The organism is Nonlabens antarcticus, from assembly GCF_015356755.1.
In the GTDB taxonomy this organism is placed as follows: domain Bacteria; phylum Bacteroidota; class Bacteroidia; order Flavobacteriales; family Flavobacteriaceae; genus Nonlabens; species Nonlabens antarcticus.
In genome coordinates this window covers 707,510-732,585 of sequence record NZ_JADFCO010000066.1, presented here as the reverse complement: position 1 = coordinate 732,585, position 25,076 = coordinate 707,510, and the positions used below count along the sequence as shown (strand labels likewise).

Sequence of the window (25,076 nt, the reverse complement as noted above, 5' to 3'; positions counted from 1 at the left end):
AACTAGTATGAAATTATTAAAAGAAGAAACTAAGAATAAAGTATTACAATCCATGATGGATCAGCTGGAAAAGCGCAAGGATAGAATCTTAGCAGCTAACAAGCAAGATCTTGATGATTTTAGCGGTGACGATCAAGCACTTTACGATAGACTTATTGTTGATGATGCAAAGATCAAGGATATGATCCGTGCAGTTCGTGAAATAAAGAATCAGGAAGATCCAGTTGGAAAGGTAATTAGTGATGACACCTTAGAAAACGGTTTGAAGATTACTAATAAAACGGCTCCATTTGGAACGATCATGATTATTTATGAATCCCGTCCAGATGTAACTATTGAGGCTGCCGTATTAGCATTTAAGGCAAATAATAAAATACTATTAAAAGGCGGGAAGGAAGCGCATAATAGTAATGAAGAATTAGTTAAATGCTGGCATCAGGCACTAGAAGATAATGGACTTTCTGCGGACTGGATTCAATACCTTAAAATGGATCGAGCCACGACACAGGAGTTTTTGAAAAACCCTGATCAACCATTAGATCTTATCGTTCCACGTGGTGGTGAGCGTTTGATTGAATTTGTAAAACAGCATGCAAAATGTGCCGTGCTTATCAGTGGTCGTGGGAATAATTTTGCCTATGTCGCTCCAGATGCAGACATGAAAAAGGTATTGCCAGTAATTGTAAATGCCAAAACCGACAAAATATCTGGCTGCAACGCTTTGGATAAAGTTTACGTTGATACGAATCATCCAGACTTTGAAAATGTATGCCGCACGATCGAAAAAGAACTGGTAGATCACGATGTAGAAATTATAGCGAGCAAAGATTTGATGAATATCCTAGAAACCAAGCAGGAAGTTGATGATGAGCAGGTTTGGTACCAAGAATTTCTAGCCAGAAAGGCAGCGATAGGCACGGTAAACGGGCTAGAGGACGCTATCGAAAAAATCAATAAATATTCTGGTGGTCACTCAAACATTATTCTTACAGAAAATACTGAGGACGCCGCTACTTTTATGGAGCAAATAGATAGTGCAGCTGTATATCACAATGCATCTACAAGATTTACGGATGGTGGTCAAATGGGTGTGGGAGCAGAGCTTGCCATCAGTACTGACAAATTACACCACCGCGGTCCATTAGGATTGAAGCAACTGGTGACTAATAAATATTTTGTTTCTGGTACCGGACAGATCCGGGAGTAATAAGTAAATTGTTTTCAAGACTAGAGCAGCTCAAATGAAAATTTGGGCTGTTTTTTTGTCTTAGTTAATCTTAAAATTTCGCTTTCGCGAAAGTAAAATTGATCGAGGTTTTCCTGCACAATACAAAACGGAAACTCACCTAAGAAAACCTATTGATATCCAGCAGCTTGCAAATTAAATAATCTTGCGTATAAAGCATCGTTTGCCATCAATTCTACATGAGTTCCTATTTCAGCAATTTTACCATTTTTCAAAACTAAAATTCGGTCTGCCATTCGAACCGTAGAAAATCGATGTGAAATGATGATACTTGTTTTGCCCTCCGTTAGAGCGATAAAACGTTCAAAAACATCATATTCTGCCTGAGCATCTAGCGCACTGGTAGGTTCATCTAAGACCATTATATCTGCATCCTTCATGTAGGCTCTCGCAAGTGCAACTTTTTGCCATTGTCCGCCACTTAGTTCTTGACCTTTGGCAAAGCGACGGCCTAATTGCTGATCAATTCCATCTGTCATTTCGTTTATTACCTGGCTAGCAAGACTGCGCTCTGCAGCATTGGTAATCATTTCATCATTCTCTAATTGTGCAATGTTTCCAACAGCAATGTTTTCGCGCAAGCGGAATTCATATTTAAAGAAGTCTTGGAAAATAACTCCAAATCTGGCTCTATATTCCTCTTTAGAAAATTTATTGATATTGATACCATCCAGCAAGATTTCACCACTGGAAGGTTCGTAAAATCTTAGGATCAATTTGATTAATGTGGTTTTACCAGCACCGTTCTGGCCTACAAAAGCAATCTTTTCACCGGCTTTAATTTTGAAATTCACACCTTCTAATACTGGTGTTTCACTACCGGGATAATTAAAGCGTACGTTAACTAGTTCAAAACCTTGTTGAATCTTTTTTGGTAACGGAAGTGGGGATTCCGTTACATTCTCTAGTGGTATATCTAGGAAGTCAAAGTAATCCTGTAGGTATAAAGAACTTTCAGAAATGCGGGTAATCCTAGAAAAGAATTGTTGTAAATTATTTCTCAAACGATTGAATGAACCGGACAAGAAGGTCAACTCACCTATGGTTAAAACACCAGCAATTACTTTAATGATGATAAAAATATAAGCTCCATAATAAGAAAGCGTTCCAAGAATATTAAATATCGATCCATAAAGACTTTGTCGCAAGGACAAACTTTTATTGATCAAATAGTATTTAGTGGATAGATTCTTAAACCGGAAAGCGATATAGTCCGTGAGTCCGAAGAGTTTAACTTCTTTAGCGGTTGTATTGTTTGCACCTACGAACCTTAAATAATCCAATTCCCGACGTTCTGCGGTCCAGCTGCGGGCAAGCGAATACCGGTGAGAACTAAATTTTGCCTCATTTATAAATGATGGAATAATACTCAAAACCAGTAGTACGATCAACCAAGGTTCAAAATAGATGAGTGCAGCTACTAATGCAATGATACCAATCAACCCTTGAACTTGACTCAGTGCATCGCTCATGAGGTTGACACGACCGTTAGTTTGCTGTCGGGCACGCTCTAATTTATCATAGAAATCGGGATCTTCTAATTGCTCGAGGGTTAATTCATTTGTCTTACGGATTATTTTTTCAGATGAAGCATTAGAATATAGATCACCTATCAACCCGTCTGTTAAAGTGACTAATCTATTGAGAAGTTCCGTTAATACGACAACCCCCAATTCAATGCCTACAAATGTCCAAAGTCGGTTTAAATTTTGTTCATCGAGCGAAATCTGTAAAATAATTTCGTCAATTATAATTTTACCGATCCATAATGTTACCACCGGAGAAAGTGCGGTCAACAACCGTGCGATCCCATTCAGAGTAAATAGTTTAGGACTTGTACGCCATATTTCCTTAAAAAATCGTGGAATAGCTGAGAGAGAGCTCAGTGAAAAAACAGATGTTTTTTTCTTTTCTTTAATAGAGGTTAATTGCGGTCTTGCCATGACTACAAAGATACTTTAGAAGAAATGACTGACGGAATATTAGACTGCTATTAATGATTCCAATACCACAGTTGTATTTGATTATTTGGAAGAAAAAGAAACTACTGATTTCCTAGAAGTTTTATAAAACCCAACTGCAGCGGCTAACCCCACAATCATAAAACCAGCGCACATCATAAAAACGTGCTGATGTCCCAATTCTCCAGGAGAACCATCTAATAAAACACCAATCGCGGGTCCCATAAAAATATCTGGAGTATATCCTACTAATGATATCAAACCTACAGCGGTACCGGTCGCAAATAAAGGAATATGACCTTCTTGAATCGCGGCAAAGTAAAGTGTTCTAAACGCATAAACTCCAGTGGCCACAATCAACAGCGAAAGTAAAAACAAACCTACCATGGAACTCTCTATAATACCGCTCGCAAATAGGAGGGAACCTATTAATGATATGATAAACCCAACAATCATCATTAGTGAAGTTTTGGTTTTATCTGCCAGTAACCCTATCCCAACTCCTATAAATGGCCGGATGTATAATAAATAGGTCCCAATTTTAGCAGAATCTACTTGATCGAATCCCATAACATCACTTGCATAAAGGGAAAATACATCAGTGATTTTATAACCTACATAAGCGCAAAGAATAATAACCATTAGAAGCCACACGCTTTTAATTTTAATAACGGTTCTGAAATTATGGATTAAATCTTTCCAATGAGAAACCTGTATGGAACTTGCATCATCTGTAGGTTTTAGAAATGCAATAACTAAAAGACCAATGAAAGCAATGATTCCAGAACATACATAAATGACATTTCTAAAGGCCTCTTGCTGATTTGCAGCAGTATCAACTGCATCGATTTCTATAAAAAAGGTAAAGACAATAATCCCAACCGATCCAAAACCCGCCGCAACAAGCCCACGGCCGCCATCCAACAATCCAAAAGCCAGACCCTGCCGTTTTTCACCGCCTATGACTCGGGTAGCCTTAACCATGGCTGCCCAAAACAAAAATATAGTGGTAAAACCCCAGTATCCATATAAAGCTTGCAACGTCCAAAAGTTGGGAACATTAGCCAGCAAGATACCGCCAGCCGCAGTAGCAAATAATGCTATCGCAATTAAGTGTTTGGGTTGATATTTATCAGCTATCGGTCCACCAAATAAATAAGAGATAAAGGCGACAATTCCATAAGTTGAAAAACAAGCACCCAATTCAGTATTTGTAAGTTGAAACACCTCGAGAAATGTGGGTCTAAAAATACGAGCTAGTACAAAAGGTAGAATAAATACCGCTTCTCCCGCAAGAATGAGCAAAATTATGTTGAGCCAGTTGGTTTTACGAGATGCGATAATTAATACTTTCTGTAAATCTACAAATTACTTTTCCTGAATTCTATTAGCTTTAATCATAACCTTTTTGGTTTCAATAGGATCCATGATTCTACTAAAGCAGTGTAGTTAAAAATCTCAAACGATTTATATATTTTAAAATCATTTCTGTTGTTTAAATCCTATCACAAAGGCGATAACGTAAATGAAAGCAAATCATTTAAGTGCTTATAATAAATAGGAAAACCCACGGTAACCGTAGGTTTTCCTATTTACAGAACGGATATACTGCAGCTATCATTTTATGCGCAAGACAGCAATTTAAAACCGAATAATGCGGTGTTCAAACCAGAGTCTTGAAAAATAGCTGCTTCTTCAAAACATTTTAAACTAGTTTTTCACTCAAATTATCAAAATAGGAAAAGCTTTGATCTGCTTTCAATTCCAATAAAGTTTCATAGATCATTTTGATCACGTTCTCCACGTCTTCACGGTGAACCATTTCTACCGTAGTATGCATGTAACGCAAGGGTAATGAGATTAATGCGCTAGGAACGCCGCCATTGCTATAAGCAAATGCGTCCGTGTCTGTACCGGTAGATCTGCTAGTTGCTCTGCGCTGGAATGGTATATTCTTTTTAGTCGCGGTATCTAGAATTAAGTTGCGCAATCGGTTTTGAATTGCTGGAGCATATGCCACAACCGGTCCTTTACCTATAGCAGCGTCACCATTGCTTTTTTTCTCAATCATGGGTGTAGTAGTGTCGTGAGTCACGTCCGTCACTATGGCGACATTAGGTTTGATACGGTGAGAGATCATTTCTGCACCGCGCAGGCCTATTTCTTCTTGGACACTGTTTGTAACGTATAAACCGAAATCCAGTTCCTTTTTATTTTCTTTCAATAATCGCGCAACTTCTGCAATCATGAAACCACCCATACGGTTGTCAAGTGCACGACAAACAAATTTATTTTTGTTCAAAACAATAAATTCATCAGGATAGGTAATTACACAGCCTACATCGACGCCTAAAGCGAGAACTCCTTCTTTATCATCTGCACCTACATCAATAAAAATATTATCGGGTTTAGGTCCTTTTTCATCTGATTTATCCCGGGTATGAATTGCTGGCCAACCAAAAACACCTATCACAATTCCCTTGTCTGTATGAATATTTACGCGTTTAGAAGGGGCAATTTGATGATCACTACCGCCATTTCTTACCACATAAATAAGTCCTTCATCTGTGATATAGTTAACATACCATGAAATCTCATCTGCATGGCCTTCAATCACAACCTTATATTTAGCTTCTGGGTTGATTACGCCTACAGCGCTTCCGTAATTGTCTGTAATGAATTCGTCCACATACGGTTCCAGATAATCCATCCAGACTTTTTGTCCGTTCCATTCATAGCCGGTAGGCGATGCGGTATTGAGATATTCTTCTAAAAACTTGAGTGATTTATCGGTAAGAATGCTCTTTTCAGCCATTTTATTAAATTTTGACCGTGAAGATAATAATCGCAGCGCTAACACGCTTGTTTAACTGGTGTATTCTTATTTTTGGAACACTTTTTGGCAACTTTTGAATATGATAAAAAGAGTATTTCTTGGAATAATGCTTATCGTCGTTTCCGCTTTCGCGAAAGCGCAAACGATTCCGATACCAGAACCATTGAAAGTGGACACGGTAAAGACTGCAACTCCTGACTATTACTACATCGATGGAGACAGTGTGAGCTCCATTGAACTGGACGAGGTTTTATTGATTCAAGATCTCAAATTTACCAGTCGTTACGAACGCATACGTTACTTGATATTACAGCGCAAGGTAAAACGAGTATGGCCCTATGCAAAACTCGCTGCAGAGCGTTTGTCTGAACTGGATGAGCGACTTTCTACCATTGAGAAAAACAGAGACAAGCGCAGATATGCTAAAATGGTGGAGGATTATATAGAGGAAGAATTCACTGCAGAACTGAAGAAACTTACTCGTACTGAAGGTCAGATACTTATCAAATTGATTCACCGACAGACGGGCGATACCGCTTATGAGTTGATCCGCAGACTGCGCAGTGGCTGGAGTGCCTTCTGGTTCAACAACACCGCTAGTATTTTTGACATATCACTAAAGGAGGAATATAAACCTATAACAATTGTCGAGGATTTTTATGTAGAAGACATTTTACAACAGCAGTTTAAACGTGAGGAATTAGAGCCACAGAAACCTTTAATTCCATTTGATTATTTTAAAGGTCGCAACAACTGGAATACTTTCCAAAAGAACCTTCCAGAGGATTACGATAAAATCAACCTAGCAGAACGCGCTCAGAAAATTGAAAAATATAAGATCAAAAAGGCGAAAAAAGATGCTAGAGAAGCGCGGCGTAAAAGAAGAAGGAACAACTAATGTTTATTCATTGCTTGAATACGTTGACTTAAACTGGGGTGGCTATAATTGAAAAACACAAAAGCAGGATGTGGCGTCAGATTGCTCAAACTGGTTTTAGAAAGCGTTTTGAGAGCTGCTATTAAGGGAGCAGCTTCATAAGTTTCTTGTGCGTAACGATCTGCTTGATATTCAAACTTTCGCGAAAGCGAACTCATTACAATCCCAGTAATCGTGGAAATAGGGGCATAAAGTAACCCGAAGGCGATAAGGCCTATATGAAATGAGGGATTTTCAACACCTAGCGCCTGCGATAACAACGCACTATCAACAAAAATAGAAAATAACCACAGTGTAAATCCGGTGGTGAGGGTACTGGCAAGTAGATTATAAATAATATGCTTTTTCTTATAGTGACCTACCTCATGAGCGAGCACGGCAACGATCTCTTCCTCAGTAAGTTTATCTACAAGAGTGTCATATAACGTCACTCGTTTCTCACTCCCAAAACCGCTGAAATAAGCATTAGCTTTTGTAGAGCGTTTACTTCCATCGATTATAAAAATTTTATCCAACTGGAAACCTACGGTTTCTGCATAGGTTTTAATCTTGGTCTTGAGAGAACCTTCTTGTAATGGAACCTGCTTATTAAATAATGGAACGAAAAGTCGCGCATAAAACATGTTCATCAATAGTGAGATGGCTATTACTAAAATCCAGACATACCACCAGAAACTATCACCAGCCCATTGATAGCATAGAATAACAATGGCTAGTAGACCGCCACCTAGAATAGCTGTAAGCAACCAGCCTTTTACTTTATCGATTAGAAATGTTTTTTTCGTTGTTTTATTAAAGCCAAAACGCTGCTCAATAACAAACGTACCAAAATAGGAGAAAGGCAGTGAGATCAACTCGCCTGCAACTGCTATGATCCCAAAGAATACGATAGCTACAAGAATTTCATTATCCGCGATTGATCTGGCCCACGTATCTACAATAGCAAACCCATCGAGAAACAAAAACATCAAAATCGCAACAAATGACACGCTGCTTGAAATCAAGCCAAATTTGAAGTTGGTTTTCTTGTATTCTTGAGATCGCTCATACTCAGTGGTGTCATAAACATCAGTAACGTCACTGGGAATAGATTTAGAATACCACGTGTAGTTCAAGTAACTAAGGATACGATCAAGCACAAAATCAAATATTAAGATCGCAATAATGAGGTAAAAAAGAGTTTGTGCTTCCATAATGCGAATGTAAACGTCTGGCGCTGCGGGAATACTTAAAATCCCTATAAGTTATTTAAAAAAGCTTACTCAAATCCTCGTTGCCGTCTTGCTTCAAAAAGTAGAATCGCAGCACTGGCAGACACATTCATGGAATCTATAACACCTCCCATAGGAATTATGATGTTTGCGGTTGCGGCGTCTCTTAATTGATGGGACAATCCTGTAGCTTCCGTACCCACCGCAATTGCTGCAGCTGTCTTGAAATCAATCAAATCATACCGCTTGCTGCTTTGTAAGGTCGCAGCGTATAAATTAATTTCTTTTAATTTTAGGAACGCAACTGTTTCTGCTGCAGTTGCAATAGCAGTGGGAATTGTGAATACACAACCTACACTCGATCTGATCACATTAGGGTTATATAAATCTGAAACTGGATCTACAATTATAACAGCATCGATTTTTGCAGCATCTGCTGTGCGTAACAACGCTCCTATATTTCCAGGCTTTTCAGGAGATTCTGCGATTAAAATTAACGGATTTTCTGACAATGAAAGCTGTGAGAGGTCAAGGCTTTTTGCTTTCGCGAAAGCGATACAACCTTCAGTACCGCTGCGATAGGCGAGTTTCTCATAGACTTCTATGGATACTGTGATGATTTCAGTTTGTTGGGATAAATTCAAATGACTGATAACAGCTGCTGCTGTAAACTCTTCAGTTCCCAGTAAAATTTCACCGCATATAAGGGCTTTTACAATCTCAAAATTACCAGCGATGGCTAGTTCGATCTCGCGCTTACCCTCAATAAGAAAAAGCTGTTCTTTTTTGCGAATTTTACTTTTGCGCTGCAACTGTTCTGCATGGCGTATAATCGCATTATGAGGACTAGAAATGTATTTCAAAACAAGTGTGGTTGAATGACAAATTTACATCAATGTTAGCTTTGAACATCATCCTGTATTAATCTACAATATCTAGATTATGAAGTTTTGTAGATCAAAACGCAACTAAACCTAAGCAGCTAACTCGCTACTTTGAGGCAAGTATTTATCCTTCATCCAGAAAGTTCCAAAAGGAACTATGGACATTAATACAACTATTGCGGTGTCCTTAAAGTTCCATTTAAGCATTTGCCCCACAACGATAGCCAGCACAACGTAAGCTAAAAAAAGAAACCCATGAGCCATTCCTACAATGGTATTAGGCAAACCTATATTTCCTAGATATTTTAAAGGCATGGTTACAAAAAGGAGTAACAAAAATGAATATCCCTCCGCTATCGATAAAATTCTAAATACTTTAATCATTTTTCAGTTTTCTCAAATCGTTAACGGACAAAGGTATGTCAGTCTCCCGACCATACAGTTTGATTTCTTGAATATCTGCAGGTAAATAGAAGCCTTCTTCCATAAGTGCTTTTTTCACGTTACCTATGACTCTACCTCGTGTTTCTGTCGCAACCCTGGCATAATCTTTAGTGTCGACCCAGAACATCACCTTCAAATTTACAGTACTGGTAGCAAGTTCGTCTTCAGTGATATAACTGCGATGATCTTCTGTAGAAATAACTTTTTCATCTAGCAACATGGCTTTCATAATGGTTTCTTTGGCATGAACAATATCATCTTCATAATCAATTCCTACCATAAATTCCCAGCGGAAATATCCGTCTTCGGTATAATTTGTAACAGGTTGGGTAATTACATCGCTATTTGGTATATAAACATCCTTACCATCAAAAGTTTTTAATTTGGTATAACGAAATTCCAGTGCTTTTACTTTTCCGAAATTTGATCCTATCTCCACCGTATCTCCCATATTAAAAGGCCTGTTGAAACTTAAAATCACGCCAGCAATAAAGTTTTGACCTATATCTTTAAATGCAAACCCTAAAATGACAGCGCTCGCACCTGCAGTGGCAAAAATCCCAGCACTAATGTCACCAAAACCGGCTACTTGTAGACCTATAACAATAATAGCCACGATAATTAAAAACTTAATCGTGCGACCTAAAAACCGACTCATCAACGGGTCATGGGTACGAGCTTTTATACGACTGGTGGCAAACCGGCTGAGGAATCCAGCGATAAAAATACCTAATATAATAATTAACAAGCCTAGCCCTAGACGTGGCAATATATCGATAAACCGTTCGTAATAATTAGTTAAGGTTATGCCCAGTTGATCCTGGAAGTTGACGTTAGCTGGTGTAGAGTCCTGCATATGTAAAAGCTTTTAAGTAAAAATAAGCTCCACATTTCTTACAAATGTTAAGCTTAGATAAAAAACGAACCGATTAGATGAGGACGTTTATTTTTGTAAGATGCAAAATTATCCAACAATTACGATTATAGGTGGCGGTGTAAGTGGTCTCTGTGCTGCTATTACCTTAAAAAAGGCAGGTTATAAAACTACGGTTTATGAATCAGGAGCTAGGTTAGGCGGTCGGGTTCAAACAGATGTTATGGAAGGTCAGATACTTGATCATGGCTTTCAGGTACTATTGGACAGCTATCCTGCAGCCCAAGAATTTTTAGATTTCAAAGCGCTTGATCTGGTCAAGTTTGCTCCTGGAGCCATTATTTTTAATAATGGTAAGTCCACTAAAGTGGGTGATCCTACGAGAGATGTTAGTTTTTTGTTTGCCACGGCATTCTCTAACATCGGTTCTATAAAGGATAAGTTGAAAATGTTTACGCTTTCGCGAAAGCTGAAACAGAAAAAGCTCAACGATATATTTGAAACCAAGGAAACGACAACCTTGGATTATTTGCAAAAGGCAGGTTTTTCAGATCAGATCATACAGAACTTCTTCAAACCGTTCTACAGCGGAATTTTTCTAGAAAACGAATTACAGACCAGCAGCCGCATGTTTGAATTCGTTTTTAAAATGTTCTCACAAGGCTCTGCCACCTTGCCAGCAGCAGGAATACAAGCGATACCAGAGCAGCTAGCGAGTCATTTAGAGACTAATCAGATAAAGCTAAATACAACGGTTTCTAGAGTGGTAGGAAATCAAATCACACTAGCAGATGGATCAGTGCTAGAATCAGATTACACCATTATTGCAGGACAAGCAGATCGACTGGTTCCCAATTTACCTATCTCAAACATCAAATGGCATGAGGTGACGGTTTTGTATTTCAAAACGACGCATAAAGGTTTTGGCAAGCCTATTATAGGTCTCATTTCTCATCCAAAATCTCTGAGCAATAACTTTCATTTTTCACAAGACGTTTTTAGTGATCATGAAAATGTCATTAGTATCTCAGTGGTAAAGGAGCATGATTACAATGAGAACGAACTCGCTTCTAGAGTTCGCATGGAATTTAAAGAACATGCTCATATAGATTTGGGAGATTTAATCAAGTCTCAAACAATCAAAAAAGCGTTACCCAGTCTGAAAAACATCAACTACTGCATGGATTCTACAGAAACCAGGCTTACCGAAAACGTTTATTTAGCAGGAGATCATTTGAGCAATGGATCGCTGAATGCCGCCATGTTAAATGGCAAAGCAGCTGCGCAAGCGGTTATTGACAAAATAGAAGGAAAGGTAATGGTAGGGTAATAATCAGTGGATGAGTGCATGTGTGGATGTGTGGATGTGTGGATGTGTGGATGTGTGGATGTGTGGAAAATCAAAAAAAATCCAGAGAAAACAATGAAGTTTCTCTGGATTTTTTAATTTTCGCTCAAAGCTCAAAGCTCAAAGCTCAAAGCTCAAAGCTCAAAGCTATTTCTTTATCAAACCTATCTCCACAAGACGCTGATGTAGGAAGTCTCCGGCAGTTATATCTTTATATTCTTTTGGGTGATCAGCATCAACACATTCGTCCAAACAATCTAATTTCATATCACTACGTGGATGCATAAAAAACGGAATGGAATAGCGGTGTGTATGCCACAAATCCTTCGGCGGATTCACAACGCGGTGGATGGTGGATTTCAACTTATTATTAGTGTGTCGTTCCAGCATATCTCCAACATTGATAACAAGCTCATCTTCTTCAGCTATTGCATCTAGCCATTCACCATCACGATTTTGCACTTGCAATCCAGGAGCACTGGCACCCATCAATAATGTGATCAAGTTTATATCTCCATGAGCACCTGCCCGAACAGCATTTTCTGGTTCACTGGTAATAGGTGGGTAATGAATAGGACGTAAAATAGAATTCCCATTACTAGCCCAATGGTCAAAATAATCTTCTTGCAGCCCTATGTGTAAAGCAAGCGCTCGCAAAACATAGATTCCCGTTTTTTCCAACATTCGATATGCTTCCATACCAGTTTTATTGAATTCTGGAAGTTCTTTGACTTCGATATTATCTGGATAAGTTTCTGTTAACTCTGCATCATCGCTAGCTTCTTGACCGAAATGCCAGAACTCCTTCAGGTCGCCTTCTTTTTTACCCTTAGCATGTTCTTTTCCAAACGACACATAGCCTCGTTGACCATTTAATTCTGGACGGTCATAGGATTCTTTAGTTTCCACAGGAAGCTGGAAAAACTTTTCCACCTGATCGTAAAGTTTTTGAGTCAATTCATCGGTCAAAAAATGATTCTTCAGCGCTACAAAACCTATTTCTTCATATGCTTTTCCTAGTTCGTCTATAAATTTCTTTTTTTTAATAGGATCATCGCTTAGGAAATCTGCGAGATCGACGCTGGGTATATTTTTCATTTTGATATTATTTATCGGTAAATATGTAAACGCGGTGGTTTGAATAACAGGATATTCCTGACACCCGAATACCTACGTCGTAAAGGATAAAGATAAGAATCTTTAACCAGCCTTAAAATACGTTTGCTTTATAATTAGGCTTCACAAATTCTATTTAAAATTCTACATTTGAGGGCATAATATTGTAATTCATGATCGTTTCAAATTTTATTGCACTTCCTGATTCATTATCTCAAGAGCGAGCTGTTGAACTTTACAAAGGCATGTTATTGCCGCGTCTTATTGAAGAGAAGATGCTAATTTTATTACGCCAGGGAAGAATTTCCAAATGGTTTTCTGGAATAGGACAAGAAGCTATATCAGTAGGAGTGACCATGGCGATGAAGGATGCAGAATATATCCTTCCCATGCACCGAAATCTAGGAGTATTTACTTCTAGGAACATCCCGCTATGGAAATTGTTTGCCCAATGGCAAGGAAAGGTAGAGGGATTCACGAAAGGTAGAGATCGCAGTTTCCATTTTGGAACTCAAGAATATAAGATCATCGGTATGATTTCGCATCTAGGACCTCAATTAGGTGTTGCTGATGGAATTGCACTTGCACAAAAACTCAAAAAAACTCAAAATGCTACGGTCGTTTTTACGGGTGAGGGTGGTACCAGCGAGGGTGATTTCCATGAAGCATTGAACGTTGCCAGCGTCTGGGATCTTCCCGTTTTATTTTGTATTGAAAATAATGGGTATGGATTGAGCACACCGACAAGCGAGCAGTACCGCTGCAATAACCTGGCAGATCGAGGTGCTGGATATGGAATGGAAGCGCATATCATAGATGGAAATAATATTGTAGAAGTTTATACTAAGATCTCTGCGATCCTAGAAGATATAAGAGTTAATCCACGACCGGTGCTGGTAGAATTTAAGACTTTCAGACGCCGTGGTCATGAAGAAGCAAGCGGCACAAAGTACGTTCCTGACGACCTTATAGAATATTGGGAACAACGCGATCCCTTAAATAAGATGGAGCAAACGCTTTTGGATAAAAATTGGATTTCATCCAGCGATATAACGGAATGGAACGATCAGTTTAAGGCAGATATTAATGATGGATTAGAAACCGCTTTCGCGAAAGCGGAACCTCAATCAACTATAGAACAAGAACTAGCTGATGTATTTAAAGGCAAGGAGTTAAGTTACAACCTGCCTAAAGGTGAAACCGAAAATATTAGATATGTAGACGCAATACATAACGGTTTAAAAGCTTCCATGCGCAAGCACGATAACTTGATTTTGATGGGACAGGATATTGCAGGATATGGGGGCGTATTTAAGATCACGGAAGGATTTTTAGAAGAATTTGGTGCAGACCGCGTACGCAACACTCCCATTTGTGAAAGCGCCATTGTAGAAACCGCCATGGGATTGAGTATCGCGGGAATGAAAGCGATGGTAGAAATGCAGTTTGCAGACTTTGTAAGCAGTGGTTTTAATCCGATTGTCAACTATCTGGCAAAATCCTATTACCGCTGGAATGAAAATGCAGATGTTGTCATAAGAATGCCTTGTGGCGCTGGGGTGGGAGCAGGACCTTTTCATTCACAGACTAATGAATCCTGGTTTTATACCATTCCTGGTTTAAAAATCGTGTATCCAGCATTTCCAGCCGATGTTAAAGGTTTGCTCATGGCGGCAATCGACGATCCTAATCCCGTATTATTTTTTGAACATAAAGCATTGTATCGATCTGTTTATGGAGAGGTTCCAGTGGAAGACTATGCCATCGAGTTAGGAACCGCAAGGTTAGTTCATGAAGGTAATGATCTAACTATAGTAACCTATGGCGCGGGAGTTCATTGGGCAAGCCGTCTGATTACAGAGGAATCCTTGAGCGTGGACCTTTTAGATTTGAGAACATTAGCTCCTTTAGATAAGAAAAGCATTATAGCCAGCGTTGAAAAAACAGGCAAGGTCATCATTCTTACAGAAGATAATATGACAGGAAGCATCTCAGGTGACATTGCTGCTATGATAGGAGAACAATGCTTTGAAAAGCTGGATGCTCCAGTAATGAGAGTTGGAAGTATTGATACTCCCATTCCATTTCATAAAGGATTAGAGGAAAACTATCTACCTATTGAAAGATTGAAAATAGCTGTCAGAACTTTGCTTAATTATTAGTAATTAATCGGTTAATTATCTAATATTGTGTATCCCCTAGAAAACTAAAACTTACAAAGTATGAAATTCATGGATGAAGCGGACAATTTTAGATATGTCCTATGGTTCCTGACAATTCTGTTTTCTATTCTGGTGGCATTCGGCCCTAGTTCAGGCACACTGGGACTTACAGGTAGGTTATTACTTACCTTATTCGGAAGTTTACTGGTGATTTATCTAATTTTGAAATTTATTCAAAAACGATATTATTCAGAAAGTACAGAAGAATCACAATCTTAACACGAACATTCTCTTTTTATGTAGTCACCTCCTTTATTTTTGAGGGGTGAAATATGATTATGATATAATAATTGCAGGTGGTGGTCTTTCTGGACTTTGGGCTGCCATTGAATTAGGAGATTCTTATAAGGTACTCTTATTAGATCCTAGTGCCTACCCACGACACAAAATGTGTGGGGAATATTTGAGTGCAGAAATCAAAGATTTATTACAATCAAAAGGTATCGTACTTGATAAACTTACCGATGCCTACATCAACCATTTTCAGATCACTTTACAAAATGGTAAAGAGATCGATAGCAAATTGCCGCTAGGTGGATATGGAATTTCTAGACATTGTTTAGATTTCGAACTTTTCAAGCGCGCATCGCAAAGTTGCAGCATTCTAAAGGAACGGGTAAAGGAAATTTACGACGATGACCCTTTTCAAACAGTCATCACAACTAAAAACCGATATACCTGTAAACAAGTTATAGTTGCTACTGGCAAGCGTTCTCAACTAGATCGACAATTGCAACGTGATTTCATGAAGCGTAAGTCAGAATGGCTGGCCGTTAAAATGCACTACAAATATGAAATGCCTTTAAATAAGGTAGAACTCCATAATTTTGATGGTGGCTATGCTGGATTATCTAAAACTGAAACGGGTGCCGTAAACCTGTGCTATCTTACTAGTTACAGATCATTCAAGAAATATAAAGATGTTGATCTTTTTCAGAAAGAGGTTTTAAGTGGAAACCCACAATTAAAAGCATTTTTTAAAACAGCCCAGCCTTTATGGGAAAAGCCCATGACCATTTCCCAGATATCCTTTGGTATTAAAAAGCAAGGAGGTAGCAAACTACTTTTCATAGGCGATAGTGCTGGTTTAATTCATCCTCTCTGTGGTAATGGTATGGCCATGGCGATCCATAGTGCGCATCTCGCTGCCATAAATCTAGAGGGTTTTATGCAAGAAAAAATCACCCGATTGCAAATGATTAAAAATTACCGCAAACACTGGCGCAGATTTTTTCAGTCTAGAATGAGATTTGGTCAATGGATACAGAATATTTTGATACATCCACATCTTACAAAAGTAATGTATGGTCTGATTGCGCGACTTCCCTCAATTATGCCACGTATTATTAAGAAAACCCACGGTAAACCAGTAAAATATTGACCTATCAATCAAATCACCGCAATACAGATCCCGAGTGGATGGACGATCCCACACTTGATGTGAAAATCCTTGATAATGCCGTTGCAGACATCAACACTTGCAATCGCTGGCTGGGTGGATACGGTTTTACTAAAAAAGCAATTCTCAAGATTGTTGAAAAAGATCCTTCAAAAACGTACCGGATTACAGACGTAGGCTGCAGTGATGGCGCAATGTTGAGATATTTAGCTAAGGAACTACCTGATTATAATTTTGAGTTTTTAGGAATTGATTTGAGCAAGCGTTCCATTGAAATGGCATCAGAAAAGAGCAAAAACTTTAAAGGAGTCCGCTTTCGCGAAAGCGATATTTTCAAAACCCCCTTAGAAGATTTAAAATGTGATATAGTCCTCGTCACTCTAACACTTCACCATTTTACGGAAGAAGAAATGCCGAAATTCCTAAACCGATTTCAGCAAATGGCAAGTACTGCTATTATTATCAACGATCTGCACAGAAGCCGCATTGCTTATAGTTTCTTTAAATTTTTTAGTCCTATTTTTATACGTACGGAAATCTCGATCCATGATGGATTGATATCGATTGCGTCAGGTTTCAAACGCGCCGATTTCCAGCGTTATGCACGACAATTGCAACTTAAAAATGACCGAATTGAATGGAAGTGGTCGTTCCGATATATATGGATAATTCCAACAGATGAGTGTAACGATTAAGAGTGTCGCGACCGTAACGCCACAGTATTACAAAGAAACCGCTGAGATTTTACCGTTTGTGGAAACCTGGCTTTCTAGCCAGGACGATCGTTTGCGACGTAAAACTATCAAAATATTTGAAGGAGCAGCGGTTGATAAACGCTATTCCATTATGGATCCCGCAGAGGTTTTTACACGCACTTCCTTTGAGGATCGCAATGATATTTACAGAAGGGAAGTCGTCCCACTAGCCAAAACAGCCATTGAAAAAGCGCTGGATAAAGCAGGGTGGAAGGCTCAAGAACTGGATTACATAATTACCGTGAGCTGCACGGGAATTATGATTCCATCAATTGATGCCTATTTGATTAACGAACTTGATATGCGTCAGGATATCGTCCGTTTACCCGTTACTGAAATGGGTTGCGTCGCCGGTATCTCAGGACTCATATATGCCGATAATTTCTTAAGAGCAAATCCTGGTAAAAAAGCAGCTGTTCTCGCTGTGGAAGCTCCTACAGCCACTTTTCAGTTGAATGACTTCTCCATGGCAAATATGGTGAGCGCAGCGATTTTTGGAGATGGATGTGCTTGTGTATTGTTATCGTCAGTAGAAGGTGAGGAAGGACCAAAGATTAAAGGTCATGAGATGTACCATTTTCCAGATGCCACCCACATGATGGGATTTGACATGGTCAACAGTGGTTTAAAAATGGTGCTGGATAAAGAAGTTCCAGAAACGATTGCCCATCATTTCCCAGCAATTATTCATCCGTTTTTGAAGAAGCATGATTTAGATATTAAAGATATTGATCACCTGATCTTTCATCCCGGAGGCAAGAAGATCGTACAGACGGTGGAAGCACTTTTCAGCGAGCTGGGAAAAAACATCGACGATACTAAGGAAGTTTTACGATTGTTTGGAAACATGAGTAGCGCTACAGTATTGTTTGTCTTGGATCGTTTTATGAATAAGACTGATATTCAGAAAGGAGAGAAGGGATTAATGCTCAGTTTTGGACCTGGGTTTACCGCACAAAGAATTTTACTGGAATGGTAAAAGATCTGGAGGGAACGTATGGATTAATCTTAGGCGGCAGCAGTGGTTTAGGCTACGCTTCTGCAAAAAAATGCGCTGCACATGGGATGAAATTGATATTAATCTATCGTGCAGGTAGAATACAGCAAGATTCTATAAATAAGCGCTTTGAAAAATTAGAAAACTTTAAAGATCATTTATTTATAAACGCAGATGCCACCAATGTTTCAAAACTGAATGATTTGCTTGATCAAGCTGAAAAATATCTCAATGGGGCGCAACTTTTTCTTTTTCTTCACAGCATTTCAAAAGGGAATTTAAAGCCGATGACCGGTGAAACCACTTTATCCACCAGCGATTTTGAGCAAACTATTTTTTCCATGGGAACGAGTTTGTATTCTTGGGCGCAAGCTTTGCGGAATGCAAATTTATTGGCAAACCCTAGTCGGATTCTAAGCTTTACAAGTGAGGGAAACCATAAACCCATGCCTGGTTATGCTGCGGTAAGCGCTGCCAAAGCCACACTTGAAGCCATTACAAGGAACATGGCATTAGAATTTGCATCAGAATTTATTACAACAAATTGTATCCAGGCTGGAGTCACAGACACTGAGAGTCTGCAGCGCATCCCCATGTATGAAAAATTGAAGGAGAATAGCTTGAAACGGAATCCGCTGGGGCGATTGACGTTGCCTGAAGATGTTGCAAATGTCGTTTATTTAATGTGCAGACCAGAATCCGCATTCATCAACGGCACCGTCCTAAAAGTAGATGGTGGCGAATCCTTAACTTAGTCCCCATGAACCCATCAGAAAAAGAAGCTATTGTCGCAAACCTGCCGTACGGCGACGGATTTAAATTTGTTGATCAGTTGCTGGAATTGACTGATGATCATGTTGTCGGTATGTACCGATTTCGCGAAAGCGAATATTTCTACAAACATCATTTTAACGATCGGCCATTGACTCCCGGCGTTATTTTACAGGAATGTATGGCTCAAATAGGGTTAGTCTGTTTAGGAGCCTATTTGCTGCGCGATCGTGATCAAAAGCCAAGACTGGTTTTTACGGAAGCACATGTGATATTTAAAGGTCAAGTGCTGCCGGAAACAACCGTTATTGTGACCGCAAAGAAAGAATATTTTAGATTTGGTAAACTCAAGGTCATTGTTCAAATGGTTGATGAACATGAAAATAAGGTTGCAGAAGGGTGGCTGAGTGGCATGTCTGTAAAGAGTTAGTAATTCATAAATAACCGTGATCAACGCAAGCTCAAAAAAACTAATTCGGAGTAGATGCAAAGCTGAGTTTTGTAGAAATGAAATAGGCCGATTTCATTTCTACAGCGGGATTATTGTCGGCGTTATAGGAGGCTTTATTCTAAATGAGTTACTGCGCTTTTGCTCTATAATGGCAAGCCTAGATTTGCATATGGCAAAAGAGAGTTATGATTACACTCTAAATAATTATTACCAATTAATAATTGGTTTCAATGCTGTTGCCTTTTCTTTTTGTTTCACCACATCACTGTGGATGGGCAACATTAGAGCTATTAACCGGAATAAAACCAGAAAATTAAGAATGGCAGCGGCGAACTCTAAATGGGTGATTTACTCCGTTTTGGCCATTCTTGGTAAAATGCTTTTTTACATTGCAAGCGCAGGAATTAATCTTGAACGTGATTACTATTATTTAGGTTTTATAATACCGCTTTTTTTAGTTTTATATTGCTGGAATCTAATTTCAACAGTTTACAAGATTTGGCCTGTGTTTCCGCTTGTGCTTTTAATACTTGTTGTTTTTAGTTTGATCCTAAGTTTTATATGAAAAAAATCCTGTTTACACTAATTGTCGTTTGTGCCATCAGTGTCATTGGCTTTTATGGATATACTTATCCGCAGGTGTTTTCCTCTAAAAAAGTAGGAGAGAAGGTCGATTCATTTAATAGCGTGAATGTGTACTATAATGGTAGCGTGGGGAATGTGGAAGGTAGAAACATGACCAAGGACGGCTACAATCTAGGACTAAAATATCAATGTGTAGAGTTTGTGAAACGTTATTATTACGAAGCACTAGATCATAAAATGCCCGATAGTTATGGCCATGCTAAGGACTTTTTTAATAAAAACATCAAAGACGGTGGTTACAATAAACAACGAAGTCTAACCCAATACACTAACAACAGCAATTCAAAACCTAAAGTCAACGATCTGGTAGTTTATGGTCCTACCACTTTTAATTCCTACGGTCACGTGTCCATCATCTCAAAAGTAAGCGATGATTCTATCGAAATCATCCAACAAAATCCAGGGCCTACCGCTAGTTCTCGTGCAACCTATGATTTGCAAAATAAGAATGGAAAGTGGAAAATTGAGCAGAAAAATATTTTAGGCTGGTTGCGGAAATGAGTTAGACAAGAGTTAGATATGAGTTTGTAAATCCTTTTTTTACTCAACTTCATGCTCGTGTTCAAATTCAATTTTAAGCTCCTATACTCAGTCTTCCAAAGAGGAAAAGGTAAAGTTTGTAAATCATTGGATCTATAGAACTAATTGCGATACTTCTTTTTCCATATTGGAAAAATGCTGAAGATGATAGAGCTTACGCCCGAATAAGAAGGATTTGATCTATTGTTTTCATTTCACTATTGCTACCAGTCTAAGGTTCAGTTCCACAATTGATTTTAATTTACACTTTGAATTCCTTCAAAAATATTGCCCAATCCCAAACACCAATCCGTTGGACGCATTTTCTCCAATTCCAAAACCATAATCCAGTCGGAATACCGCATTAAAAATACGTTTGTGAATAAAGCGGACGCCTATTCCCGGTGAGATCCTAAGATTTTGAGATTCAAAAGCCGATTCAAATCCTTTATCAACTTGACGTTGAGTATTGACATCAATAAAAGTATTGCTTTGCAAAACGAACCACCCCTTTTCAAAGAGAGTGTGTCGGTACTCTGTATTTAGAGTTGCTGTTGCAGTACCACGAGCAACAATATTACCACCACCACGTATGTTCACCTGATTATCGACTACAAAAGGGGCAAATGGCGTATCATTATTAGTTGAATATCCCAATCGCAGGCGACTGGCCCAGTTGCCTTTAGTGCCTATTCTAGTCAAGTATTCTAAATCGTTATTGAAAACTAGATTATCACCCAGTAAACCGTCGCCACCAGTAATCAACCGGACATCAGTTTGATTGCGCCATCCAGAGACGTATTGATAATTAATTTTTAAATTAATATACTCGTATTGACTTCTAAGGTTAACCCTATTTGCTTGCAACATGGCAGGTATTTCAGTAGCTGCAAGACCATCTTGAAATGTGTAATCATCGCTAGAAAATGCAATACCTAGTTCCGCTCGATTGTGAAAATCAAATTCTTTCAAAAAGTATGTTTCAAATGAATTTGTTTGATACCTGTAATTTGTTTCTTCTTTATTATTAAAATAGATAGGCTCAAAAGTGTTGTTACTTTGATAATTTACTCCCAATCCTAATTTATTGGAAAATAGATATCTAGACTCAATATAAGCCCCATAGGAAGAGAATACTTCGTTTTGGTAATAGCCGCCTATCAAGTGATTTGCACCCAGTGCATTGAATTCAAATAAAGATATTCTAAAAGCAAAATCACCGTTAGCTGCGGTAGAAATACGTAATCCTGGGATGATTGTAAAATTTTCATCGATCTCATACTTCAGGATCAAATCGCCGTTTTCTAAGGTCGTTCGTGTCACTTTGGCATTAGCAATACCTGGAAGCCTATTCAACCGCTCTAGATCATTTGCAATCATAACAGAATCAGCTAAATGTTTAGGCTGCACCTTCATAATACGTCGCAGAAAAGTTTCTTTAGTTCTATTCAGGCCTTCAAATTCAATGCGATCAATACGCCCTGACTGACTGTTGCCCATCTGACAAAAAAACAGAATTACTAGTACTACAAACTTTTTAAAAATCATCGGCGCAATATTACGATGTTAAAATCAGCTATTTATAAAGATGACGGCCGGATATACAACTCCGCAGTACTATTGCACGTGTTTTGAACTCAGATTCTATCAGAAAGGCTTTAGATTAGCAAGACATTTAATATTATGGATAAGAAAAATTCTGGTAGGGTAGTGGTGACGGGTTTAGGAGTTGTTGCGCCTAATGCTTCAACTGTTTCCGCTTTCGCGAAAGCGTTACAGCAAGGAACCAGTGGGATATCATTCCATCAGCAACTAGCCGACTTAAATTTTGGTTGCCAGATTGCTGGAATACCGCCTGTGACCCAGCAACAAATTGATGAAAACCTAACACCGCTCCAGCAACGAGGATTCAAAGCCAGCGGAATGCTTTACGGAATTATCGCAGGAAAACAAGCATTTGCCGATGCTGGGCTGACTATCGCTCCTAAGGAAAAAGCATTAGAGGATTTTGGGATCATATTCGGAACAGGTCAGAGTGGCGGTGAAAAATTTAGGGAAGCCATCAATTTGATAGACGATAAAAACGTGCGCCGTTTAGGAAGCACCAGTGTTATCCAAACGATGGGTAGTGGTATTAGCGCATGGCTTGCTGGCGAGTTGGGAGCAGGAAATATGGTGACCAGCAATTCCAGCGCTTGCTCCACAGGAACAGAGGCTTTGATTATGGGTTATGAACGCATTGCAGCAGGAAAGGCCACCCAGATGTTAGTAGGTTCCACAAGTGATTCTGGACCTTACATTTGGGGTGGTTTTGATGCTATGCGCATCCTTCCCACAAAACATAATGAAAACCCAACTTTAGCAAGTCGTCCGTTTTCCAGTGATGCCGCAGGATTTGTTCCCGGGTCTGGATCGGGTGCCATGCTGCTAGAGAGTCTAGAATCAGCATTGGAACGCGGCGCAACCATTTATTGCGAAGTGCTGGGTGGTGCCATAAATGCAGGTGGTCACCGTGGTGATGGAAGTATGACGGCGCCTAATGGCAAAGCGGTGCAACAGGTGATAAAGATGTCATTGAAAGATGCGGGAATTAGTTCAAACCAAGTAGATGCCATAAATGGTCACGTTACAGCAACCGGGAAAGATGCATACGAAGTAAAAAACTGGTCAAAAGCTCTGAATAGAAAGGGAACTGATTTTCCTTATATGAACAGTTTCAAGTCTAGCATAGGCCATTGTCTTGCAGCAGCTGGAAGCATTGAGTTGGTTGGTAGCATTTTGCAAATAAAACACCAGCAAATATTCAAAAATAATAACATAACACAATTACATGCCGAAATTCTAGAACTCTTAGACGTTTCAAAAATCCCAACGCAAACCATTGAAGCAGATATTGATGTGTTGCTCAAAGCGAGTTTCGGGTTTGGGGATGTGAATGCTTGTGTAGTTTTAAAAAAGTATAATGATTAACGATTGGAGATTTTGAGCTTTGAAAATTCTGAATTTGTGCTGGGTTTCACATTGTCTTTTGGGCTTCTTTTTTAAGCGAAAGAAAAAATTGAAATTTGCTGGAAACTTAAAACGTGAAGCAAGATCCCATTAACTATTATGTAATACTGCTTTTAAAGCATGCAGTATTTCAAGGTGTTGGAAATGATTTTAATAACGATTGTCCAACAAAAATAGTAGTCATTGCCGTTGAGAAATCTAAATTGTTCAGCTATTTGCGGCACTGGATTTTCCAATTAGGATGTTAGTTTTAGAGGTGCAATAGAATCTCAGTAACTGAGAATACATTTCAAAAACACTTAATGAAAAAGCATAATCCAAACTTAAAAGTCAACTATCCGCAATATATTCGACCTATCGTTTATAAATGCTAATACAACCCGAAATGACTCAAACCGAAATCCAAGAGAAGCTCTTCACCATAGTAAAAACATATTTGCCGCAAGATGTTGACTCTAGTGCCATAAAGCAAGAGAGCCATTTGATGAATGATCTCAATATTAACAGTGCGCACCTTGTAGATGTTGCTCTCGATGTTGAAGATGAATTCAATATTACCCTGGACGAAAAAAATATGGAAGAGATGCAAACGGTAGCAGATGCGGTACGAATTGTACAAGAGAAGCTGACTTGATGAAGTTTATAGGTTGGCTAGTTGAATAATTCATTTTGAACTTCTTACATATTGTATTTGAGATGATTTAAACATTTTCTCTACAAGAATGTAACTCAATTAGACATTTACATAAAGATGATTATGGAAATCCTTTAAAGTAAATTAGGGTACTTTGTCACCATTCATAATATATGAGGATTTGATATTAACCTAGCATTTAAATACTCACCATCAACAACATTTTCTGATTTTACTATTTAAGAGTTTTTCTAATATGGGTTTTCTCTAGCTGCTATTTTTAAGATCTGAAAATAGGATTTTGAATGCAAAAAGAATTCAAGATGATTTGTGGCGTATTCTTTTTTAACCGCTGCAGCCGAGACGGCATTCAGAATGAAAAGGAACAACTTCCGTTTTGGTTTAGACGATATCCTGGGCTTTATGTGGTGTGATTTGAGGACTTTGTTAATACTGCTTTTGTGTATGTTTTCAACCTGTATAGTGTTGAAACATTGCCTGGTTATAAATAGGAAGTTCACTAATTATAGATTCTTAACGATTCATAAGACGATACGTTTTAAACCTTGATACATGATAAAAATAACTACATCAAAACCTTGAAGTTGAAACTGTGAGGAATAAAGGAGTTAATGGAACATAAAGCAGTGGTAATAGCTGTTTTTCTAGCCAGGGCATCTGCTACTTTTTACCAACCTTAATCATTCCGGAATTCTGGTAAAACGAATTGTAGAAACGGCAATAGAAGAAGCTCAACAACTTAAGATTTATTAAATTTTTGTAACGAGGTCACATTGTAAAAATTTAAATACCTGCA

Annotated in this window: 23 protein-coding genes; 14 read left to right on the top strand and 9 right to left on the bottom strand. The window is 38.6% G+C overall.

Annotated elements, in window-relative coordinates; translation table 11 throughout:
• Window positions 1-7 precede the first annotated feature (7 nt).
• Window positions 8-1,207, top strand: a complete 1,200-nt coding sequence (locus IQ282_RS14295) for a glutamate-5-semialdehyde dehydrogenase (protein WP_194852548.1) — start codon at window positions 8-10, stop codon at window positions 1,205-1,207.
• A gap of 149 nt (window positions 1,208-1,356) precedes the next feature.
• On the opposite strand, the gene IQ282_RS14290 is transcribed toward IQ282_RS14295, so the two are convergent.
• The 3 genes from IQ282_RS14290 to IQ282_RS14280 form a co-directional block, all read right to left on the bottom strand.
• Window positions 1,357-3,189: an ABC transporter ATP-binding protein gene (locus tag IQ282_RS14290; RefSeq protein ID WP_194852547.1), complete on the bottom strand. Its 1,833-nt coding sequence runs from the start codon at window positions 3,187-3,189 to the stop codon at window positions 1,357-1,359.
• Between the two features lie 81 nt (window positions 3,190-3,270).
• Window positions 3,271-4,512 carry an MFS transporter gene (locus IQ282_RS14285; RefSeq protein ID WP_228547342.1) on the bottom strand — a complete coding sequence of 414 codons (1,242 nt, stop codon included), beginning with the start codon at window positions 4,510-4,512 and terminating at the stop codon, window positions 3,271-3,273.
• Window positions 4,513-4,912: 400 nt separating this feature from the next.
• The gene (locus IQ282_RS14280; protein ID WP_194852546.1) at window positions 4,913-6,022 is read right to left on the bottom strand and encodes a M42 family metallopeptidase; all 1,110 of its coding nucleotides are present in this window, start codon (window positions 6,020-6,022) and stop codon (window positions 4,913-4,915) included.
• Between the two features lie 100 nt (window positions 6,023-6,122).
• Between IQ282_RS14280 and IQ282_RS14275 the strand changes: the two genes are divergently transcribed.
• Window positions 6,123-6,941 carry a DUF4294 domain-containing protein gene (locus IQ282_RS14275; RefSeq protein WP_194852545.1) on the top strand — a complete coding sequence of 273 codons (819 nt, stop codon included), beginning with the start codon at window positions 6,123-6,125 and terminating at the stop codon, window positions 6,939-6,941.
• On the opposite strand, the gene IQ282_RS14270 is transcribed toward IQ282_RS14275, so the two are convergent.
• The 4 genes from IQ282_RS14270 to IQ282_RS14255 all read right to left on the bottom strand — a co-directional run bounded on the left by IQ282_RS14270 (window position 6,938) and on the right by IQ282_RS14255 (window position 10,375).
• Entirely contained in the window at window positions 6,938-8,173 is a 1,236-nt protein-coding gene (locus tag IQ282_RS14270) for a M48 family metallopeptidase (RefSeq protein ID WP_194852544.1), read from the bottom strand. The genes IQ282_RS14275 and IQ282_RS14270 overlap by 4 nt on opposite strands.
• A 65-nt stretch (window positions 8,174-8,238) precedes the next feature.
• Window positions 8,239-9,054, bottom strand: coding sequence for a TrmH family RNA methyltransferase (locus IQ282_RS14265; RefSeq protein WP_194852543.1), 816 nt, complete (start codon window positions 9,052-9,054; stop codon window positions 8,239-8,241).
• A gap of 111 nt (window positions 9,055-9,165) precedes the next feature.
• Window positions 9,166-9,459 carry a DUF3817 domain-containing protein gene (locus IQ282_RS14260; protein ID WP_194852542.1) on the bottom strand — a complete coding sequence of 98 codons (294 nt, stop codon included), beginning with the start codon at window positions 9,457-9,459 and terminating at the stop codon, window positions 9,166-9,168.
• Complete coding sequence (locus IQ282_RS14255; RefSeq protein ID WP_194852541.1) at window positions 9,452-10,375, bottom strand: mechanosensitive ion channel family protein; 924 nt, start codon at window positions 10,373-10,375, stop codon at window positions 9,452-9,454. The genes IQ282_RS14260 and IQ282_RS14255 overlap by 8 nt, the downstream gene beginning before the upstream one ends.
• A gap of 100 nt (window positions 10,376-10,475) precedes the next feature.
• On the opposite strand from IQ282_RS14255, the gene IQ282_RS14250 reads away from it, so the two are divergent.
• A complete protein-coding gene (locus IQ282_RS14250) occupies window positions 10,476-11,723 on the top strand; it encodes an NAD(P)/FAD-dependent oxidoreductase (RefSeq protein ID WP_194852540.1) in 1,248 nt (415 codons plus the stop codon).
• Window positions 11,724-11,888: 165 nt separating this feature from the next.
• On the opposite strand, the gene IQ282_RS14245 is transcribed toward IQ282_RS14250, so the two are convergent.
• On the bottom strand, window positions 11,889-12,839 hold the full coding sequence (locus tag IQ282_RS14245; protein WP_194852539.1) for an isopenicillin N synthase family dioxygenase: 951 nt from the start codon (window positions 12,837-12,839) through the stop codon (window positions 11,889-11,891).
• Window positions 12,840-13,030: 191 nt separating this feature from the next.
• Between IQ282_RS14245 and IQ282_RS14240 the strand changes: the two genes are divergently transcribed.
• From IQ282_RS14240 to IQ282_RS14200, 9 genes are all read left to right on the top strand, one after another.
• A complete protein-coding gene (locus tag IQ282_RS14240; RefSeq protein ID WP_194852538.1) occupies window positions 13,031-15,019 on the top strand; it encodes an alpha-ketoacid dehydrogenase subunit alpha/beta in 1,989 nt (662 codons plus the stop codon).
• A gap of 60 nt (window positions 15,020-15,079) precedes the next feature.
• Window positions 15,080-15,298: a hypothetical protein gene (locus IQ282_RS14235; protein ID WP_194852537.1), complete on the top strand. Its 219-nt coding sequence runs from the start codon at window positions 15,080-15,082 to the stop codon at window positions 15,296-15,298.
• A 46-nt stretch (window positions 15,299-15,344) separates the two neighbouring features.
• On the top strand, window positions 15,345-16,460 hold the full coding sequence (locus IQ282_RS14230) for an NAD(P)/FAD-dependent oxidoreductase (RefSeq protein WP_194852536.1): 1,116 nt from the start codon (window positions 15,345-15,347) through the stop codon (window positions 16,458-16,460).
• Window positions 16,457-17,173 (top strand): methyltransferase domain-containing protein, encoded by a 717-nt coding sequence (locus IQ282_RS14225; protein ID WP_228547341.1) that lies wholly within the window; start codon window positions 16,457-16,459, stop codon window positions 17,171-17,173. The genes IQ282_RS14230 and IQ282_RS14225 overlap by 4 nt, the downstream gene beginning before the upstream one ends.
• Window positions 17,157-18,212, top strand: coding sequence for a type III polyketide synthase (locus tag IQ282_RS14220; RefSeq protein ID WP_194852535.1), 1,056 nt, complete (start codon window positions 17,157-17,159; stop codon window positions 18,210-18,212). The genes IQ282_RS14225 and IQ282_RS14220 overlap by 17 nt, the downstream gene beginning before the upstream one ends.
• Window positions 18,206-18,985: an SDR family oxidoreductase gene (locus IQ282_RS14215; protein WP_194852534.1), complete on the top strand. Its 780-nt coding sequence runs from the start codon at window positions 18,206-18,208 to the stop codon at window positions 18,983-18,985. Before IQ282_RS14220 ends, IQ282_RS14215 begins: the two co-directional genes overlap by 7 nt.
• 5 nt (window positions 18,986-18,990) lie before the next feature.
• Window positions 18,991-19,431, top strand: a complete 441-nt coding sequence (locus IQ282_RS14210) for a 3-hydroxyacyl-ACP dehydratase FabZ family protein (protein WP_194852533.1) — start codon at window positions 18,991-18,993, stop codon at window positions 19,429-19,431.
• A 190-nt stretch (window positions 19,432-19,621) separates the two neighbouring features.
• Entirely contained in the window at window positions 19,622-20,017 is a 396-nt protein-coding gene (locus IQ282_RS14205) for a hypothetical protein (protein ID WP_194852532.1), read from the top strand.
• Window positions 20,014-20,598 carry a CHAP domain-containing protein gene (locus IQ282_RS14200; RefSeq protein WP_194852531.1) on the top strand — a complete coding sequence of 195 codons (585 nt, stop codon included), beginning with the start codon at window positions 20,014-20,016 and terminating at the stop codon, window positions 20,596-20,598. The genes IQ282_RS14205 and IQ282_RS14200 overlap by 4 nt, the downstream gene beginning before the upstream one ends.
• A 297-nt stretch (window positions 20,599-20,895) precedes the next feature.
• On the opposite strand, the gene IQ282_RS14195 is transcribed toward IQ282_RS14200, so the two are convergent.
• Window positions 20,896-22,164, bottom strand: coding sequence for a POTRA domain-containing protein (locus IQ282_RS14195; protein ID WP_194852530.1), 1,269 nt, complete (start codon window positions 22,162-22,164; stop codon window positions 20,896-20,898).
• Between the two features lie 135 nt (window positions 22,165-22,299).
• Here IQ282_RS14195 and IQ282_RS14190 point away from each other — a divergent pair, with 135 nt between their 5' ends.
• Window positions 22,300-23,586 (top strand): beta-ketoacyl-[acyl-carrier-protein] synthase family protein, encoded by a 1,287-nt coding sequence (locus tag IQ282_RS14190; RefSeq protein WP_194852529.1) that lies wholly within the window; start codon window positions 22,300-22,302, stop codon window positions 23,584-23,586.
• A 424-nt stretch (window positions 23,587-24,010) separates the two neighbouring features.
• Entirely contained in the window at window positions 24,011-24,259 is a 249-nt protein-coding gene (locus IQ282_RS14185; protein ID WP_194852528.1) for an acyl carrier protein, read from the top strand.
• The last annotated feature ends 817 nt before the right edge of the window (window positions 24,260-25,076 follow it).